This is a genomic window from Curtobacterium sp. MCLR17_039 (assembly GCF_003234745.1).
In the GTDB taxonomy this organism is placed as follows: Bacteria; Actinomycetota; Actinomycetes; order Actinomycetales; family Microbacteriaceae; genus Curtobacterium; species Curtobacterium flaccumfaciens.
In genome coordinates this window covers 249,505-264,911 of record NZ_QKTF01000003.1, presented here as the reverse complement: position 1 = coordinate 264,911, position 15,407 = coordinate 249,505, and the positions used below count along the sequence as shown (strand labels likewise).

General features: G+C 72.4%; 13 protein-coding genes. 7 read left to right on the top strand and 6 right to left on the bottom strand.

Translation table 11 applies throughout. The annotated features are described in order from the left end of the window. Positions 1 to 134: 134 nt before the first annotated feature. Both sucD and sucC read right to left on the bottom strand, forming a co-directional pair. The gene (gene sucD / locus DEJ00_RS05115; protein WP_071250213.1) at positions 135 to 1,022 is read right to left on the bottom strand and encodes a succinate--CoA ligase subunit alpha; all 888 of its coding nucleotides are present in this window, start codon (positions 1,020 to 1,022) and stop codon (positions 135 to 137) included. Positions 1,023 to 1,033: 11 nt separating this feature from the next. After that, a complete protein-coding gene (gene sucC / locus DEJ00_RS05110; RefSeq protein WP_111056603.1) occupies positions 1,034 to 2,203 on the bottom strand; it encodes an ADP-forming succinate--CoA ligase subunit beta in 1,170 nt (389 codons plus the stop codon). Between the two features lie 255 nt (positions 2,204 to 2,458). Here sucC and DEJ00_RS05105 point away from each other — a divergent pair, with 255 nt between their 5' ends. The 7 genes from DEJ00_RS05105 (at position 2,459) to DEJ00_RS05080 (ending at position 7,912) form a co-directional block, all read left to right on the top strand. Beyond that, a complete protein-coding gene (locus tag DEJ00_RS05105) occupies positions 2,459 to 4,090 on the top strand; it encodes a RecQ family ATP-dependent DNA helicase (RefSeq protein WP_111056602.1) in 1,632 nt (543 codons plus the stop codon). A gap of 229 nt (positions 4,091 to 4,319) precedes the next feature. Next, the gene (locus DEJ00_RS05100; protein ID WP_035809242.1) at positions 4,320 to 4,619 is read left to right on the top strand and encodes a hypothetical protein; all 300 of its coding nucleotides are present in this window, start codon (positions 4,320 to 4,322) and stop codon (positions 4,617 to 4,619) included. A gap of 40 nt (positions 4,620 to 4,659) precedes the next feature. After that, on the top strand, positions 4,660 to 5,028 hold the full coding sequence (locus DEJ00_RS05095) for a hypothetical protein (RefSeq protein ID WP_146247869.1): 369 nt from the start codon (positions 4,660 to 4,662) through the stop codon (positions 5,026 to 5,028). Next, the gene (locus tag DEJ00_RS05090) at positions 5,025 to 5,858 is read left to right on the top strand and encodes an oxygenase MpaB family protein (RefSeq protein ID WP_081827410.1); all 834 of its coding nucleotides are present in this window, start codon (positions 5,025 to 5,027) and stop codon (positions 5,856 to 5,858) included. Before DEJ00_RS05095 ends, DEJ00_RS05090 begins: the two co-directional genes overlap by 4 nt. 65 nt (positions 5,859 to 5,923) lie before the next feature. Beyond that, positions 5,924 to 6,070 (top strand): hypothetical protein, encoded by a 147-nt coding sequence (locus DEJ00_RS18445; protein ID WP_181440086.1) that lies wholly within the window; start codon positions 5,924 to 5,926, stop codon positions 6,068 to 6,070. 22 nt (positions 6,071 to 6,092) lie between these two features. Continuing rightward, the gene (locus DEJ00_RS05085) at positions 6,093 to 7,202 is read left to right on the top strand and encodes a hypothetical protein (RefSeq protein WP_111056599.1); all 1,110 of its coding nucleotides are present in this window, start codon (positions 6,093 to 6,095) and stop codon (positions 7,200 to 7,202) included. A gap of 71 nt (positions 7,203 to 7,273) precedes the next feature. After that, positions 7,274 to 7,912: a pyridoxal 5'-phosphate synthase gene (locus tag DEJ00_RS05080; RefSeq protein WP_027466681.1), complete on the top strand. Its 639-nt coding sequence runs from the start codon at positions 7,274 to 7,276 to the stop codon at positions 7,910 to 7,912. 34 nt (positions 7,913 to 7,946) lie between these two features. Here DEJ00_RS05080 and DEJ00_RS05075 read toward each other — a convergent pair whose 3' ends face one another. From DEJ00_RS05075 to DEJ00_RS05060, 4 genes are all read right to left on the bottom strand, one after another. Further along, entirely contained in the window at positions 7,947 to 10,415 is a 2,469-nt protein-coding gene (locus DEJ00_RS05075) for a GNAT family N-acetyltransferase (RefSeq protein WP_258373543.1), read from the bottom strand. Further along, positions 10,412 to 11,815 (bottom strand): lysine N(6)-hydroxylase/L-ornithine N(5)-oxygenase family protein, encoded by a 1,404-nt coding sequence (locus DEJ00_RS05070; protein ID WP_111056598.1) that lies wholly within the window; start codon positions 11,813 to 11,815, stop codon positions 10,412 to 10,414. The genes DEJ00_RS05075 and DEJ00_RS05070 overlap by 4 nt, the downstream gene beginning before the upstream one ends. Next, a complete protein-coding gene (locus DEJ00_RS05065) occupies positions 11,812 to 13,236 on the bottom strand; it encodes an aminotransferase class V-fold PLP-dependent enzyme (protein WP_111056597.1) in 1,425 nt (474 codons plus the stop codon). The genes DEJ00_RS05070 and DEJ00_RS05065 overlap by 4 nt, the downstream gene beginning before the upstream one ends. A gap of 98 nt (positions 13,237 to 13,334) precedes the next feature. Then, positions 13,335 to 15,314 carry a LamG-like jellyroll fold domain-containing protein gene (locus tag DEJ00_RS05060; RefSeq protein ID WP_111056596.1) on the bottom strand — a complete coding sequence of 660 codons (1,980 nt, stop codon included), beginning with the start codon at positions 15,312 to 15,314 and terminating at the stop codon, positions 13,335 to 13,337. Positions 15,315 to 15,407: the final 93 nt, after the last annotated feature.

The window sequence follows — 15,407 nt, the reverse complement described above, 5'->3', positions numbered from 1 at the left end:
AGGATACGTGCCCCTCGCGCGGCCACCCCGGAGCCGCGCGGCTGCCGACGCAAAACACCGGTGTTCGCAGGACGAACACGCGCAGGACGCGGTTCAAACGACGAACACCGGTGTTGTGCGGAACGGACGAACCGCTAGCGAGCGGCGACGACCTCACGCAGCAGCGCGGCGGTCTCGGACGGCGTCTTGCCGACCTTGACGCCGGCGGCCTCGAGCGCCTGCTTCTTTGCCTCGGCGGTGCCTGCCGAACCGGACACGATCGCGCCGGCGTGGCCCATCGTCTTGCCCTCGGGAGCGGTGAAGCCCGCGACGTAGCCGACGACCGGCTTGGTGACGTGCGCCTTGATGAACTCGGCGGCACGCTCTTCGGCGTCGCCACCGATCTCGCCGATCATCACGATGGCCTCGGTCTCGGGGTCGGCCTCGAACGCGGCGAGCGCGTCGATGTGCGTGGTGCCGATGACCGGGTCGCCGCCGATGCCGATGGCGGTCGAGAAGCCGAGGTCCCGGAGCTCGTACATCATCTGGTAGGTCAGGGTGCCGGACTTCGAGACGAGCCCGATCGGGCCCTTGCCGGTGATCGTCGCCGGGGTGATGCCGACGAGGGACTCCCCCGGGGTGATGATGCCGGGGCAGTTCGGCCCGATGATCCGGGTCGTGCCGCCCTTCGCCTTGGCGTGCGCCCAGAACTCGGCCGAGTCCTGCACGGGGATGCCCTCGGTGATGACGACGACGAGCGGGATCTCGGCGTCGATGGCCTCGGTCACGGCGTCCTTCGCGAACGCCGGCGGGACGAAGACGATCGAGACGTCGGCACCGGTGGTGTCGATGGCCTCGCGCACCGAACCGAAGACCGGCAGCGACACGTCGCCGTGGGTGACGGTGGTGCCGGCCTTGCGGGCGTTCACGCCGCCGACGACGTTCGTGCCGGCCTTGAGCATCAGGGCGGTGTGCTTCGTGCCCTCGCCACCGGTGATGCCCTGGACGATGACCTTGGAGTCCTTGTTGAGGAAGATCGACATGGTCAGTCCCTTCAGGCCGCTGCGGCGGCGAGTTCGGCGGCCTTCTCGGCCGCATCGTCCATGGTCGCGGCGACGGTGACGAGCGGGTGCGCTGCCTCCGCGAGGATCCGACGACCCTCTTCCACGTTGTTGCCGTCGAGGCGCACGACGAGCGGTTTGGTGGCCGCGTCGCCGAGGATGCCGAGCGCGGCGACGATGCCGTTCGCGACGGCGTCGCAGGCCGTGATGCCGCCGAAGACGTTCACGAACACGCTCTTCACCTGCGGGTCGCCGAGGATGACGTCGAGGCCGTTGGCCATGACCTCGGCCGAGGCGCCGCCGCCGATGTCGAGGAAGTTGGCGGGCTTCACGCCGCCGTGGCGCTCACCGGCGTAGGCGACGACGTCGAGCGTCGACATGACGAGCCCCGCGCCGTTGCCGATGACGCCGACCTGGCCGTCGAGCTTGACGTAGTTCAGCCCGTGGGCCTTCGCCTTGGCCTCGAGCGGGTCCTCGCTGGCGGTGTCCTCGAGGTCCTTGTGGCCCTCGTGGCGGAAGTCGGCGTTCTCGTCGAGCGAGACCTTGCCGTCGAGTGCCAGGATCTGGCCATCGCCGGTGCGGACGAGGGGGTTCACCTCGACGAGGGTCGCGTCCTCGCCTTTGTAGACGTCGTAGAGCTTCACGAAGACGTCGGCGACGGCGTCCCGCAGCTCCGATGGGAAGTTCGCCTGCGCGGCGATCTCGAGCGCGGCGGCCTTGTCGATGCCCGTCAGCGGGTCGACCTCGACCCGGGCGAGCGCCTCGGGCTTCTCGACGGCGAGCTGCTCGATCTCCATGCCACCCTCGACGCTGGTGAGCGAGAGGTAGGAGCGGTTGGCCCGGTCGAGCAGCACGGAGAAGTAGAACTCCTCGGCGATGTCCGCACCCTGGGCGACCATGACGCGCTGGACGGTGTGGCCCTTGATGTCGAGGCCGAGGATGGCCTGCGCGTGCTCGAACGCCTCGTCCGGGGTCTTCGCGACCTTCACGCCGCCGGCCTTGCCGCGACCGCCGACCTTCACCTGCGCCTTGACGACCACGACGCCACCGATCTTCTCGGCCGCCGCCTTCGCCTGCTCGGGGGTGTCGGCGATGATCCCCTGCAACACGGGGACGCCGTAGGACTCGAAGAGGTCCCTGGCCTGATACTCGAAAAGATCCACGCTGTTCTTCTTCCCGCACGGTTCGTGCGATCGGCATCGGTTTCCCGGTCGCGCTCTCCACATCGAGGGTCGCTCGATGTCGAGACAACGGCCGCCACGCAGCCTAGCGCTGCTCGGTGGACGGCCGGTGCACGTCGGGCACAGCCGAGTACCCGCCGATCAGGACCCCGCACCGGGCACCGGGCACCTGAAGCGCACGATCCGCTGCGCGCACCGCTGGGACCGGCCCGAGCTCGAGCTCGGCACTGTGGATCGGTGCAACCCGAACTCCGTACCCGCGCCACCGAGGTCTTCGGCTGGACGCTCCGCTCCGACCAGGAGTCCGTCATCGACGCCGTGCTCGAGGGCCGTGACGCCCTGGCGGTCATGCCCACCGGATCGGGGAAGTCCGCGATCTACCAGGTCGCCGGCCTCGGGCTGGACGGCCTCGTCGTGGTCGTCTCCCCGCTCGTGGCGCTGCAGGAGGACCAGGTGGTCGGGCTCGAGCACCACTCCGACGCACCCCGAGCCGTCGCCCTGAACGCCACGAAGAAGGCACGGGACGTCGCCGATGCGTGGGACGCCGTCGCCGCGGGCGAGGTCGGCTACGTGTTCCTCGCCCCCGAACAGCTCGTGAAGGACGACGTGCTCGAGCGACTCCGCGATGCCGGGGTCGCGCTGGTCGCCGTCGACGAGGCGCACTGCATCTCGTCGTGGGGTCACGACTTCCGACCGGACTACCTGGCGCTCGGCGAGGTCGCGGAACGCCTGGGCCGCCCGCCGGTGCTCGCACTGACCGCCACGGGTTCCGCTCCGGTGCGGGACGACATCGTCGAGCGGCTCGGTATGCGCGACCCGTTCGTGCTCGCCTCGGGGTTCGACCGTCCCGGCATCCGGCTCGAGGTGGTCCGGCACGCCGAGGACGCCGAGAAGCGCCAGGCCGTGGTCGACCAGGTCGCCGAGCTCGACGGACCCACGGTCGTCTACGTCGCCACCCGCGCCGCGACCACGCAGTACGCCGACGCCCTGGCCGCCCGTGGTCGCCGCTCGCAGCCGTACCACGCCGGCATGCGGGTGGCGGAGCGCGAGGCCGTGCACACCGGGTTCCTGGACGGCGACGTCGACGTGGTGGTCGCGACGAGTGCCTTCGGCATGGGCATCGACAAGCCCGACGTCCGGTACGTCGTGCACGCCGACGTCCCCGAGTCGATCGACGCCTACTACCAGGAGATCGGACGGGCCGGGCGGGACGCCGAACCGGCCGGCGCCACCCTGCACTACCGCGCCGAGGACTTCGGCCTGCGCACGTTCTTCGCGTCCGGCTCGCCGCGACCCGCCTCGGTCCGGGCCGTGTTCGACGCCGTCCCGGCGACCGGCTCGATCGCCCGCTCCGCACTGGTGGAGGCCGCTGGCCTATCGGCCCGTACCGCCGGTCGAGCACTCAACGCCCTGCTCGACGCCGGCGCCCTGCGTGACGACGTCGACGGTGTCTCCCGGGTGCCGGACGGCCCGCAGGACGCCGACCGTGCGGCACGTGCGACAGCCGACCGTGCTGCTGAACGGGAACGGGTCGAGGAGTCCCGCATCGCGATGATGCGCCAGCTCGCCGAGACGACGGGGTGCCGCCGCCAGTTCCTGCTCGGCTACTTCGGCGACGAGCTGCCGGAGCCGTGCGGGAACTGCGACACCTGCTCGTCCGGCACGGCACGCGAGGCCTCCGCCCACGTCGCCGACGGGGCGAACGACGAAGCGTGGCCGCCGGATGCGCGCGTCGAGCACGCCGAGTGGGGCACGGGCGTGGTGATGAGCACGGAAGAGGACCGCATCACGGTGTTCTTCGAGTCCGCCGGCTACCGCACCCTCGCACTCGCCGACGTCGAGCAACGCGACCTGCTCGAACGCGTCTGACCGAAACCAGGACGCATCGCGGACGAAGCGCACCGACCCGGACGACCCGGGCGGGGAAGGCGCGGTCGCTCGACCACCCGTCGGCGACCGCGCTCCACTCCCCCGAGCATCGGCGATGCTGCCGTGGCGGTGTGACCGGCAGGTGACGCCCGGGTGAACACGACACGAAACCGGACGGCCGCCAAGCGCCGGCGGGTAGGCAGGAAGCCCGCAACGGAAAGGAACCACCATGAGCGACCCCGGCATCAGCCCCGTCGACGACTTCGAGTCCCAGCAGCGTCGCGACGACGACATCGACCGTGAGCACGTCGGCCCGTACGAGGTGGACGAGGCCGAGGAGTCCCTCGAGACGGTGACGAACGACGCGGTCGCCGGCGAGACGGTCGAGCCGCAGCCCGGTGACGGCTCCGACGACGGTCCGACCGGTGGCTCCCCGCGCGAGGGCTCGCCCGACCTGTGGGAGCACGAGAACGAGCAGGACGAGGACCGCGCCGACCTCGGCAACGACCTCGGCACGAAGCCGCTCTGAGCCCAGGCTCCCCCGGAACACGGCTCGGTAGCATCGGGCCGTGTTCCGACGAGTCCGCTCCAGCGTCCGCAGCTTGCCCTCGGCAGCGCGGCTGCTGGCGGTCGCGGCGATGCTCCTGGTCGCCGCCTCGGCGCACCTCGCCGCCCGCTCGGAGCCCGGTGGCCGCTGGGTCCCGCTCCTCGTCGTCGGCGTCGTCGGTGCGGTCGTCACCGGATCACCGACCCGTCTCTGGCCGCTCCCCGCGATCTGGCTCGTCGCGACGCTCCTCGCCCTGACCGGTGACGTGCCGGTCGACGCCTCGTCGTATGCACTGGTCGCCCTGGTCGTCGGTGCCCTCGCGCTCCTGGCGGCGATCGCCGTGGACCTGTGGCCCGTCCTGCGGGCGCGACGCCGACGGGGTGCGGCGTGACCACCCCACGGCCTGGAGGCGCGACACACGACCCGCACCGTGCCTCCCGTCCGCCTGCTGGGCGCGTCCACGACCGTCACCTGCGTCGGTTCCTCGCCGACAGCACCCCCGTGGCCGCGGGCGGCCGCGCCATCCTGCTGCAGATCGCCGACCCGGTCGTCGCGGCCGGTGTCCGACGGCACTCGGACTTCGCCCGGCGACCCCAGCAGCGGCTCGCGCACACCCTGATGTTCGTCTACGCCGTCGTCATCGGCACGGAGACCGACTCGGCGACCGCGGCCGGCTTCGTCAACCGTGCGCACCGGCCCGTCGCCGGCGCCGACGACGTCGACCGGCAACTCTGGGTGGCCGCCACCCTGTTCGACTCCGCCCGGCGGGCGCACGACCTGTTCGGCACACGCGTCTCCGCGGCCCGCGCCGAGCAGGTCCTCGCCGCCTACGCCCCGATCGCGACCGCGCTGCGGGTGCCGCCGGAGCGTTGGCCGACCTCGGTGGCGGCGTTCGACCGGTACTGGCAGCGGACGCTGGAGGGGCTCGAGGTCACCGACGACGCCCGCGGGGTCGTCCGCGACCTGCTGCACCCGCGGTTCGCGCCGCTGTGGGTGCGGGCGGCGATGCCCCTCGTCCGCATCGTGACCGTGGGGATGCTGCCGGAACGGGTGCGCACGGCGTACGGCTTCGCGTGGGGGCCGCGGGAGGAACGGCGTTTCCGGCACACCGTCCGGGTGGTGGCCGGGGTGCGGGCGCTGGTGCCGAGCGCGCTGCTGCGGCTGCCGGGTCCGTTGCTGCTGCGGGCGATGCGGCGGACCGCCGGGCGACACGTCACGTGACCCAGCTCGGTACGTCGCGCCGGACTCCCCGAGCGCTGACCGCCGGCGCACGGTTGGGTGGGTGCATGTCCTCTGCCCCGCTCTCCGGTGACGACTCCCTGCGCCTGCCCGAGTTCGACGACCCGCACGTGGCCCTGCAGGCGTCCTGGCGCGAGACGGTGCAGCAGCTCCGGTTCACCGGGCTCGTGTCGGTGCAGGTCCCGACGCCGTGACACGTGGACACGGCGGGCGGCGATGACGACGTACGACCGGATCGCGTACCGGAACGGCACCAGCGCCCCGGCGACCGTCACGGTGGAGGTGGACCTGACGAACCCAGACCGCCAGGCGCACTCCACCGTGACCGTGTCGCTGCTGGGCGTCGAGCACTCGGCCACGGCCGACGACGCCTTCGAGGCGCTGAGCCTGGTGCGCGCGGCACTCGACCGCGACGGCTGGCTCCTGGGTGTGCAGGGGGCTCGCGTCGACGTGTGGCCGAGCGGGATGGCCCGACAGCAGGGTGGTGGCCTGCGTGCGTACCGACACCGCCGCGGTCGTCGTCCACGCCTCGACGACCTGGTCGACGTGTTCGACCCGGCCGACGGACGCCTCGGCACGGTGGAGGCACAGCGGGCGTTCGTCGGAGTGAAGCCGCTGGTCGCGCGACCAGAGGCCGTCGACGACACCGAGACGATCGCCACCTCGACGACGCTTGCTCCGACCCGCTCCATCGACGGACGGCCTTCCCTGATCGATCGCCTCCTCGGTCGCGCGCAGCCGGCCTCGTGGTCGGCACCGCAACGGTGGACCGCCGTGCGGGCGACGCTCGGTGACGCCCTGACTCCGGCCGAGTGGTCAGAAGCGGAAGTGCTCGCCGGCACGGTACTGACCGGCAGGCACCAGCCGAGCACGCACCGGATCACCCGAGCGGTGGGGTGGGACGACGAGGACACCCGGTGGGCCGACCTCATCGACGTCGCGGTCGAACCGAACGGCACGATCGGCATCCGGGTGTTCCGTCGGCGGTACGTCGAGCGTCCCGGAGCGCCGTTCGAGGTGGTGCACGACACCCGCCTGGACGACCTGCCACCGACGGAGTTCCGCCCGAGCGGACTCGAGACGTCCACACGCCAGGACCAGGTGTCCGCGCTCTGGCAGCACCTCCGCCGGCTCGCGCTGATCCCGGACGAGGCGCTGTCCGTCATGTTCTGGCCGGATCACGGACGTGTCCCGACCGGCAGCGACGACGACCAGGGCCGAACCGTCACGTTCTCGGGCCTGGCGGACGGATCCGTCTGGACCGTCCTCGTCAGTGCGGTCGGACACCTCCGCATCACCCGGACGCTGCCGTCCGCGACGCCCTGACGAGGCCGAGGTCGACCCCGGCGGACGACCCCTTTCGAACACCGAGCCCTCGGGCACGGTTGGGTGGGTACATGTCCTCTGCCCCGCTCTCCGGTGACGACTCCCTGCACCTGCCCGAGTTCGACAGCCCTCCGGCGTCTCCGCTCGACCTCGCTCGCGACTGGCTGTCCGCGGCGCAGGACCGACAGGTCTCCGAGCCGTTGTCGATGACCCTCGCCACGGCCGGGGCCGACGGCCGTGTGTCCGCTCGCACCGTCGACGTGAAGCGCATCGAGGCGGACGGACTGGTCTTCGGCACGTCGGAGGACAGCCCGAAGGGTCGGCAGCTCGCCGAGAACCCGCACGCAGCCCTGCAGGCGTACTGGCGCGAGACGATGCAGCAGCTCCGGTTCGAGGGCCACGTCGTCCGGCTGTCGGACGCCGAGTCGGACGCCCTGTTCGCCGACCGCTCCCCGAAGTCACGCGCCGCGACGGCCATCGCGGACCAGTCGGCCGTGCTCGAGCCGCGGACCCTGCAGGACCTGATCGACGACGCGAACGACCTGCTCGACGACTCCGGCGACGACGTCCCCCGGCCTGCACGGTGGGTTGCCTGGCGTCTCGAGCCCGACATCGTGGAGTTCTGGCACGGCAGCCGCGACCGGATGCACCGACGACTGCAGTACGCACTCGCCGAGGGCACCTGGACGGCCACCCGCCTGCAGCCGTAGTCGGCGCGGCTCCGCACCGAGAGCCCCCGCCCCTCTACCGCCCGATCGGGTTCGCCATCGCCCCCGCCCGGATGAGCGACGCCGACTGGTCCGCCAGGTCCACCATCGACAGGGTGTTCCGCAGCTGCAACCGGTTCAGGCACGAGTGCTCGAACGTCGGCACCCGCAGGTCCAGGGGACGACGGCGGTCCGGGTGCGCGGCGGCGTGGGCGTCGATGCACTCCCCCACGACCTGCCAGAAGCGGGACTCGGGCAGCACCGCGTCGTCGTCGAGGATCGCGGCGACGAACCGGAGCACCCCGTCGAACACGTCGGTGAAGACCGCGAGCGCGGCCTCGTCGTCGGACACCGGGTGCACGATCCGGTCGATGTCGGCGGGGACCGGGCGGTCGGCGTGCCGACCGAGCACCGCGGCCTCCTCGCCGATGTCCTTCATCACGGCCCGGACCACGACGCCGTCGCGCACGACGAGCACCAGGTTCTCGCCGTGCGGCATGAACACCAGGTCGTGCACGGTCAGGCAGTGCACGACGGGCAGCAGGTAGGCGTCGAGCCAGCGCCGGACCCAGACGTCGGCGGGCAGACCAGAGGCCTCGATCAGCGCCGAGACCACGGCGTTCCCCGCGGCGTCCCGGTGCAGCAGCGCCGCCATCGTCAGCAGTCGCTCGCCGTCCGTCACCCGCGGCAGCGGGCTCTCCCGCCACAGGGCTGCGAGCATCTTGCGCTGCGGCGAGGACACGTCGACCCGGTGGTAGGCGTCCCCCGTGTAGCCGATGGCGGCGTGCTCCCGGAGCACCGAGAACCCGGCGGCGGCGAGCGTGGGGTCGGCGGAGACGATCGACTCGACCCAGTCGTTCACGGCCGGGGTGTTCCGCATGTACGCGGGCGACATCCCCCGCAGGAACCCCATGTTCTGCACGGCGAGCGCCGTCTTCACGTACGAGCGTGCCGGCTCGGTGCGGTTGAACGCGGTGCGGATGGACTGCTGCGGCTGGTACTCGTCGGGTCCCTCGCCCAGGTCGACCAGGTCCTGTCGCCCCAGGTCGGGCGCGAAGGTCACGGCGATCCGGTGCTGCCACTGCCACGGGTGCACGGGCAGCCACACGTAGTCGTCGGGGTCGAGCCCGCGACGCTCCAGCGTGGCACGGAACCCGGCCACGGCCACCGGCGACAGCTCTGCCTCCCAGTGCGCCTGCTCGGTCCGGTCGGCGGCGAGCGCCAGGTGCGTGTGCTCGCGTCGGGCGGCGAGCCACCGGTACCGGAACCGGCCGCCGGACTCCGGCGCGAACGCCCGGTACTCGTCGAGCCCGAAGCCGATCCGGCCGTTGGCGGCGACGAACGCCGGGTGCCCCTCGGTCATCGCCGCCTCGACGTCCTGGAACGACGCGACGACGTCCTCGACGTCCTCGACGGACCCGGCCGAACCGGCCGATCCGGCAGAACCGGACGACCCGGCCGCGCCCCGCCCCCGTGCCAGCTGCCCGGCCGACGGTCCGCCCCGCCGGTGCTTCGCCGCGGCACTCGCCAGCGTCGACGCGATCTCCTCCAGGTACGTGCCGAGCAACTCGTCGGGGATCCCGAGCACCGCGCGCAGCTCGAGCACGAGCTCCTGCGCGCTGAGCGGCGCCGGCACCCCCGCACGGGTCCGCGTCAGCGAGGCCTCGTCCATCGACCAGTGCTCGAGCACGTGCTGCCGGGCCCGGAACCGGTAGGTCGACTCCCCCGCGTCGAGCCGCCACCCGTCCCCGTCCGGTACGGGTGCGATCAGCCGTTCGTGGGTGAACTCCGCGATCGCCTTGGCGACCAGGTGCCGTTCGGCGGGTTCCAGGTGCTCGGGCCGCAGGTGCGCGGCCGGCCCGTCGTCGTCGGGGACGCCGATCCGGTCGGTGTCGAGCACCGACAGCAGTGCCCGCTTGCCGGCGACGTCCACCTGTCGCAGGGCGCGGAACCCGACCTCGGCGTTCTTCACCTGCACCGCGGTGTTCCGCACGTCGGGTTCGACGACGACCCGGCGCGCGCCGAGGGCGTCCCGGCAGTGCTCGACGACGGCACGCATCACCGCGCTGGTCAGGCCGTGGACACGACCCTCGGCGGGCACCGGCGCGACGAGCAGGTGCATGCCGACGTCGCCGGGTTCGGCCGCCCACACGTCGGTGAGCAGGACGGCGGAGGGGTCGTAGGTCTCCGCCAGGAAGCACGGCTCGCCGTTCCGGCGGCCGAGCCACGCTGCCTGCGCGGGGTCCGCCTGCACGCCGACCAGGTAGGCGCGCACCCCGTCCACGTCGAGGTCGCCCATCTCCCACCACGACGACGCCGGGTGGGCGAGCCACCACTGCACGACGGCGGCGTCGCGTTCCGGGTCCACGGGCTCGACGGTCAGGAGGCCCGGCTCGGCTCCCCCGGGCGCGGTCACCCCGTGCGCGTCGACCGTCGCAGTGCCCACCACACCGGTGCCCACCGAACCGGCGCCCGTCACACCGGTGCTGTCGACGACGGCGCTCATGCGGACACCTCCGCCCGCTCGGACGCGCACCGGGCCGGCGCGCGCTCCGCGGCGCCGGGGTGGGCGGTGGACGGCTCCGAGGCGGGCAGGCCGAACTCCTGGAAGGCGATCCGGGCCTCCAGGCCGTACACGGGACGACCCGTGACGGACCGGATGATCGACGCGTTCCGCCACGCGCCCATGCCGAGGTCGGGCGCGGTCAGGCCGTGCGTGTGCTCCTCGGCGTTCTGCACCCAGATGCGTCCGCCCAGGGTGTCGACGTGGTGATCGCGGGCGACCGCCAGGCGACCGCGGGAGTCGCGGGCGACGAGGTGCTCGACCGGGTCGAGGAACCGCGGGACCCGCGGGTTGTACCCGGTGGCCAGCACCAGCTGCTCGACCTCGTGCTCGTACGTCTGGTCGAGCTGCTCGTGGCGGAGCGTCAGCCGGTACGTGCCACGGTCGGCGAGCCAGGCGGCGTCGACGACGCTCGTCTCGGTCCGGAGCGTCGTCGGGACCGGGCCGCGCGCGCTGATCCGGTAGAGCTGGTCGTACAGGTCGTCGACCAGGTCGGCGCTGATGCCCTTGTACAGGCCGCGCTGTTCCCGCCCCAGGCGGTCGCGGACGGCTTCGGGAAGCCCGTGGAAGTGGTCCGTGTACTCCGGGCTCGTCATCTCGAGGGTGAGCTTGGTGTCCTCCATCGGGAAGAACCGGGGCGAACGTGTGATCCAGTCGAGGCGGTACCCGTCCTGCCGGATGTCCTCGAGCAGTTCGCGGTAGACCTCGGCGGCGGACTGCCCGCTGCCGACGACGGCGATGGACCCGGCGTCGCGCAGGGCGTCGCGGTTCGGCAGGAACTCGGCGGAGTGGACGGCCGGTCCGCCGATCCCGCGCAGCGGGGCGGGGACCGAGGGCTCGGTGCCGATGCCCACGACGACGTGGTGTGCGCGGTACGTCTCGGGACCCTGATCGGTCTCGGCGTGCACCGTGAACGTGTCGGTGACCGGGTCGTGCTCGACGGCGGTCACCCGGCGGCCCCACCGCAGGGTGTCGAGCCGGTCGGCGGCCCAGCGGCAGTAGGCGTCGTACTCGCTGCGCAGGGGGTGGAAGTCCTCGCGGATGTAGAACGGGTACAGGCGCCCGGTCTCCTTGAGCCAGGCGAGGAACGAGAACGGCGAGGTCGGGTCGGCCATCGTCACCAGGTCGGCGAGGAACGGCACCTGGATCGTGGCGTCGTCGAGCATCATGCCGTGGTGCCAGGCGAAGCCGTCGGCGGCGTCGAGGAACACCGCGTCGACGTCGGCGATCGGGTCGGTCAGGCAGGCGAGGCCGAGGTTGAACGGGCCGATGCCGATGCCGACGACGTCGTGCACGGTGGGGTCGGCAGCGGTGCGGTCGGCAGCGGTGCGGTCGGCGGTCATCGGGTCGCTCCCTCGGTCTCGGTGGTGGCTGCGCGCACCCGGGCGGCCGTCGCGACGACGTGCTCCAGCGACGCGCGCATCTGCTCTGGCGTCGTCTCCGGGTTGAGCAGCGTGAGCTTGTTGCACGGCCGGCCGTCGATGACCGTCTTGGCGATCAGCACCCGGCCCTCGGCGAGCAGGGCCGAGCGGATCGGGGCGACCAGCGCGTCGGCGGCCACGTTCGTCATGCCGGCGGGCTGCCAGCGGAACAGCACCGTGCTGAGCTGCGTCGGCGCGACGAGCACCAGGTCGGGGTGCTCCTCGACGATCCGGTGGGTGGCCACGGCGAGGTCGATGACGGCGTCGAACGCGGCACCGATCGCGTCGGCACCCGTCGCCCGCAGGGTGGCCCAGAGCTTCAGGGCGTCGAACCGGCGGGTGGTCTGCAGTGACTTGTCGACCTGGTTCGGCTCGGCGGCGTCCTCGGGGTTCAGGTAGTCGGCGTACCAGGCGGTGCGGCGCAGGTCCTCCGGGCGCTGCACGAGCAGGGCGCTCGACGACACCGGCTGGAAGAACGACTTGTGCAGGTCGGCGGTCACGCTCCGGGCCCGTTCGACGCCGTCGAGCAGGTGCCGGCGGGTCGGGGACACGAGCAGCCCGCAGCCGTACGCGGCGTCGACGTGCAGCCAGACTCCCTCGAGGTCACAGACGTCCGCGATCGGCTCGAGCGGGTCGATCACTCCGCGGTCGGTGGTGCCGGCGGTGGCGACGACGGCCATCGGCGTCTGCCCGGCTGCGCGGGCGGCGGCGATCGCCTCGGCGAGGGCGGCGGGCACCATCCGGCCTGCGTGGTCGGTGGCGACGGCGACCACGGCCTCGAGGCCGAGCAGCCGCGCCGACTTCGCGATGCTGAAGTGGGTCTCCGCGGTCGTGAACACGGTGCCGCTGGCGCCCAGGGCCTCGCGCGCCAGCAGCAGGGCCTGCAGGTTCGACTGCGAGCCGCCCGAGGTGAAGATGCCGTCACCCGCGGCGAACCCGATCCGACCGGCGAGCCAGGCGACGACGTGCCGCTCGATCTCGGTGCCGATCCGGGACTGGTCCCAGGTGTCGACCGACGGGTTCACGGCGGCCAGGACCGACTCGGCGGCGACCGCGGGCAGCGCGACCGGACAGTTCAGGTGCGCGAGGTACGCCGGGTCGTGGAACCAGACGGCCTCACGGACGAACAGCTCGTCGAGTTCGGCGAGCGCGCGGTCCGTCCCGAGGGGTTCGGCGTCGAGGTCGACGTTCTGCACCCGGGCCCGGAGGACCTCGGGAGCGGTGTCGGTCGTCGGACGGTCGGCGGCGGCGAAGCGGTCGGCCAGACGGTCCACCGTGGACGTCACGGCGGAGCGGTAGCGCTCGGCGGTGGCGGTGGTCAGGAGTTCGATGGGAGGTGTCACGTTAGGTAAGGCTAACCTCACAAAGTGTGATCGTGCCACCCGAACGAGGGGCGCACCGAACGGCCGGGCGTGTCAGACGCCCGTCTGCCGGCGGGGCGTCAGGCGTTCATGAACTCGTTCGGCTGCAGCGCCCGGCCGACGATGCGCACGTCGCCGATCGACCCGACGAACACGTTGTCGAGCTTGCCGCCGTAGCGGTAGCCACCGAGCAGCCACGGCTTGCCGATCGTGCTCAGACCGCGGTTCGGGGTGGACGGGTTCCGCACGACCGGGCACCCGTCGACGTACAGCACGGTGTGCGTCCCGTCGTTCACCACGGCCACGTGCCACCAGGCCCCGAGCGGCAACTCGTGCCCCCAGTTCGTCAGTGATCCGTCCTGGCTCGCCGGGTACACGCACCACTGCAGTTCGCGGTCCCCCGACAGGCTCAGGGTCACGGTGGGTTCGTCCGGGTCGCCGTCGGCTCCGGTCGCCTTCCCCACCTGACCGGCGCTGGAGTACTGCGACAGCAGGGCGCTGAACCCGTTCGCGCTCGGGTCGAACGTGGTCGGCAGCGCGAAGAACGCCTCGACCGTGTAGCCGTGGGGGAACCGGGTCCGGTTGAGCGGAGCCGCGTCGACGGTCTGCAGGTGGTCCCCGCCGGTCTTGCCGCCCTGCAGCGCGAGGCCGCCGGCGCCCGGCTGGTCGGCGTGGTGCGCCGCCGTCCAGCGCAGCGCCCCCGCGACGGCACCGGTCCGGCGAGCGACCACCAGGTCGTTCCCCCGCCCGCTCTGGTCGCGCACCCGCGTCGTCGGCGCGAGCGCCGCCCCGTCCGGGTTGCCGTCGAACCGCCAGTACGCCAGCGTCCCCGGCACCAGCATGCGTGCCGCCGGCCGGGAGGCCCGTGGTGCGACCGGCGCGAACCCCGCGAAGCGTGCGTCGAAGTCCACCGCCATGGTGAAGCGGTCGACGTCTCCGCTGAGGGTGATCTCCTGGGCCGCGAGCTCGTTCGTCTCGCCGAGCCCACCGCCGAGCAGGAACGGCGACAGTGTCTCGACGTCGATGACGTTCCGCTCGAGGTCGACGTGGTACAGCCGGATCATGGCCGCTCCGCCGTAGTAACGGTTCTGGTAGTTGGTCAGGTGCAGGGCGACGTCGTGCCCGACGGCGTTCTTCGCCGTCGTGCGGCCCGGCCCCCAGTAGTGCCCGTTGAGCGTCAGGAACACCTGGTCGTGCTTCGAGATGAAGGAGTCCCAGAGCTGCTGGCCGTAGGGGTCGAACGCCGCTCCACCGCTGGCGTCCGAGTCGACGAGGGCGTGCGTCGTGAGGATGACCGGGGCGTGCGGCCGGACCGCGAGCACGGAGCTGGCCCAGGCGAGCCCGCTCGCGCTCGTCCGCCAGTCGAGCGCCAGGACGACCCACTCGCGGCCGGCCGCGGTGAACCGGTGAGCGGTGTTGTAGCCGTCCGGGCTCGAACCGATCCAGCCAGGGGCCCTCCGGAACCGCTGCGGGCCGAACACGTCGAGGTACGGGGTTCGGCCACGCTGGTCGTCGGTCGAGGAGTCGACGTCGTGGTTGCCGGCGAGCACGCTGTAGGGCGCACCGGCACGGTCGAGCACGTCGAAGACCGCGCCGGACGCACGCATCTCGGACGCCGCACCGTTCTGCGTCAGGTCGCCGAGGTGGACGAGGAACACCGTGTTGTGCCGGGCCTGCTCGCGGACGACGTACTCGAGCGAGGCGCGCATCGGCGCCGGGTACACCGCGGCGCCGTCGAACATGTACTGCGTGTCCGGCATCACGGCGACGGTGAAGCGTGGCGAGGTCGTGTCCGGGCGCCACCGTCCGGTGTGCCCGCGCGCCACCGCCGCCTGAGCAGCCTCGGTCGATCCGGCCAGCGCCGCCGGGGCGACTGCGGGTGCCGCGGTCAGCGCATCGGCGACGGCCGGGGCGCCGCCGAAGCCGTTCGAGGCCACGAGACCGGCCGCACCGGCGAGTCCGGACCCGACCAGGAAGCCCCGGCGGGAGACCGGGATGCGCTTGCTGCGGTCTCCGGTGTGGTCGTCGGCGTCGTTGCGATCGTCAGGGCTGTTCTGCACAGCACCGCACCGTACGGACCGCGGGGGAACGCCCCGGGTCCGTTCCGTGAACTCCAGACCGGCTGCGGCTGCCGGTTCGGTGTGGACCGGTGA

Coding starts and splice junctions, on each gene's coding strand:
- sucD (WP_071250213.1), bottom strand. CDS start 1,022: ATGTCGATCTTCCTCAACAAGGACTCCAAGGTCATCGTCCAGGGCATC.
- DEJ00_RS05100 (WP_035809242.1), top strand. CDS start 4,320: ATGAGCGACCCCGGCATCAGCCCCGTCGACGACTTCGAGTCCCAGCAG.
- DEJ00_RS18445 (WP_181440086.1), top strand. CDS start 5,924: ATGTCCTCTGCCCCGCTCTCCGGTGACGACTCCCTGCGCCTGCCCGAG.
- DEJ00_RS05085 (WP_111056599.1), top strand. CDS start 6,093: ATGACGACGTACGACCGGATCGCGTACCGGAACGGCACCAGCGCCCCG.
- DEJ00_RS05080 (WP_027466681.1), top strand. CDS start 7,274: ATGTCCTCTGCCCCGCTCTCCGGTGACGACTCCCTGCACCTGCCCGAG.
- DEJ00_RS05075 (WP_258373543.1), bottom strand. CDS start 10,415: ATGAGCGCCGTCGTCGACAGCACCGGTGTGACGGGCGCCGGTTCGGTG.
- DEJ00_RS05070 (WP_111056598.1), bottom strand. CDS start 11,815: ATGACCGCCGACCGCACCGCTGCCGACCGCACCGCTGCCGACCCCACC.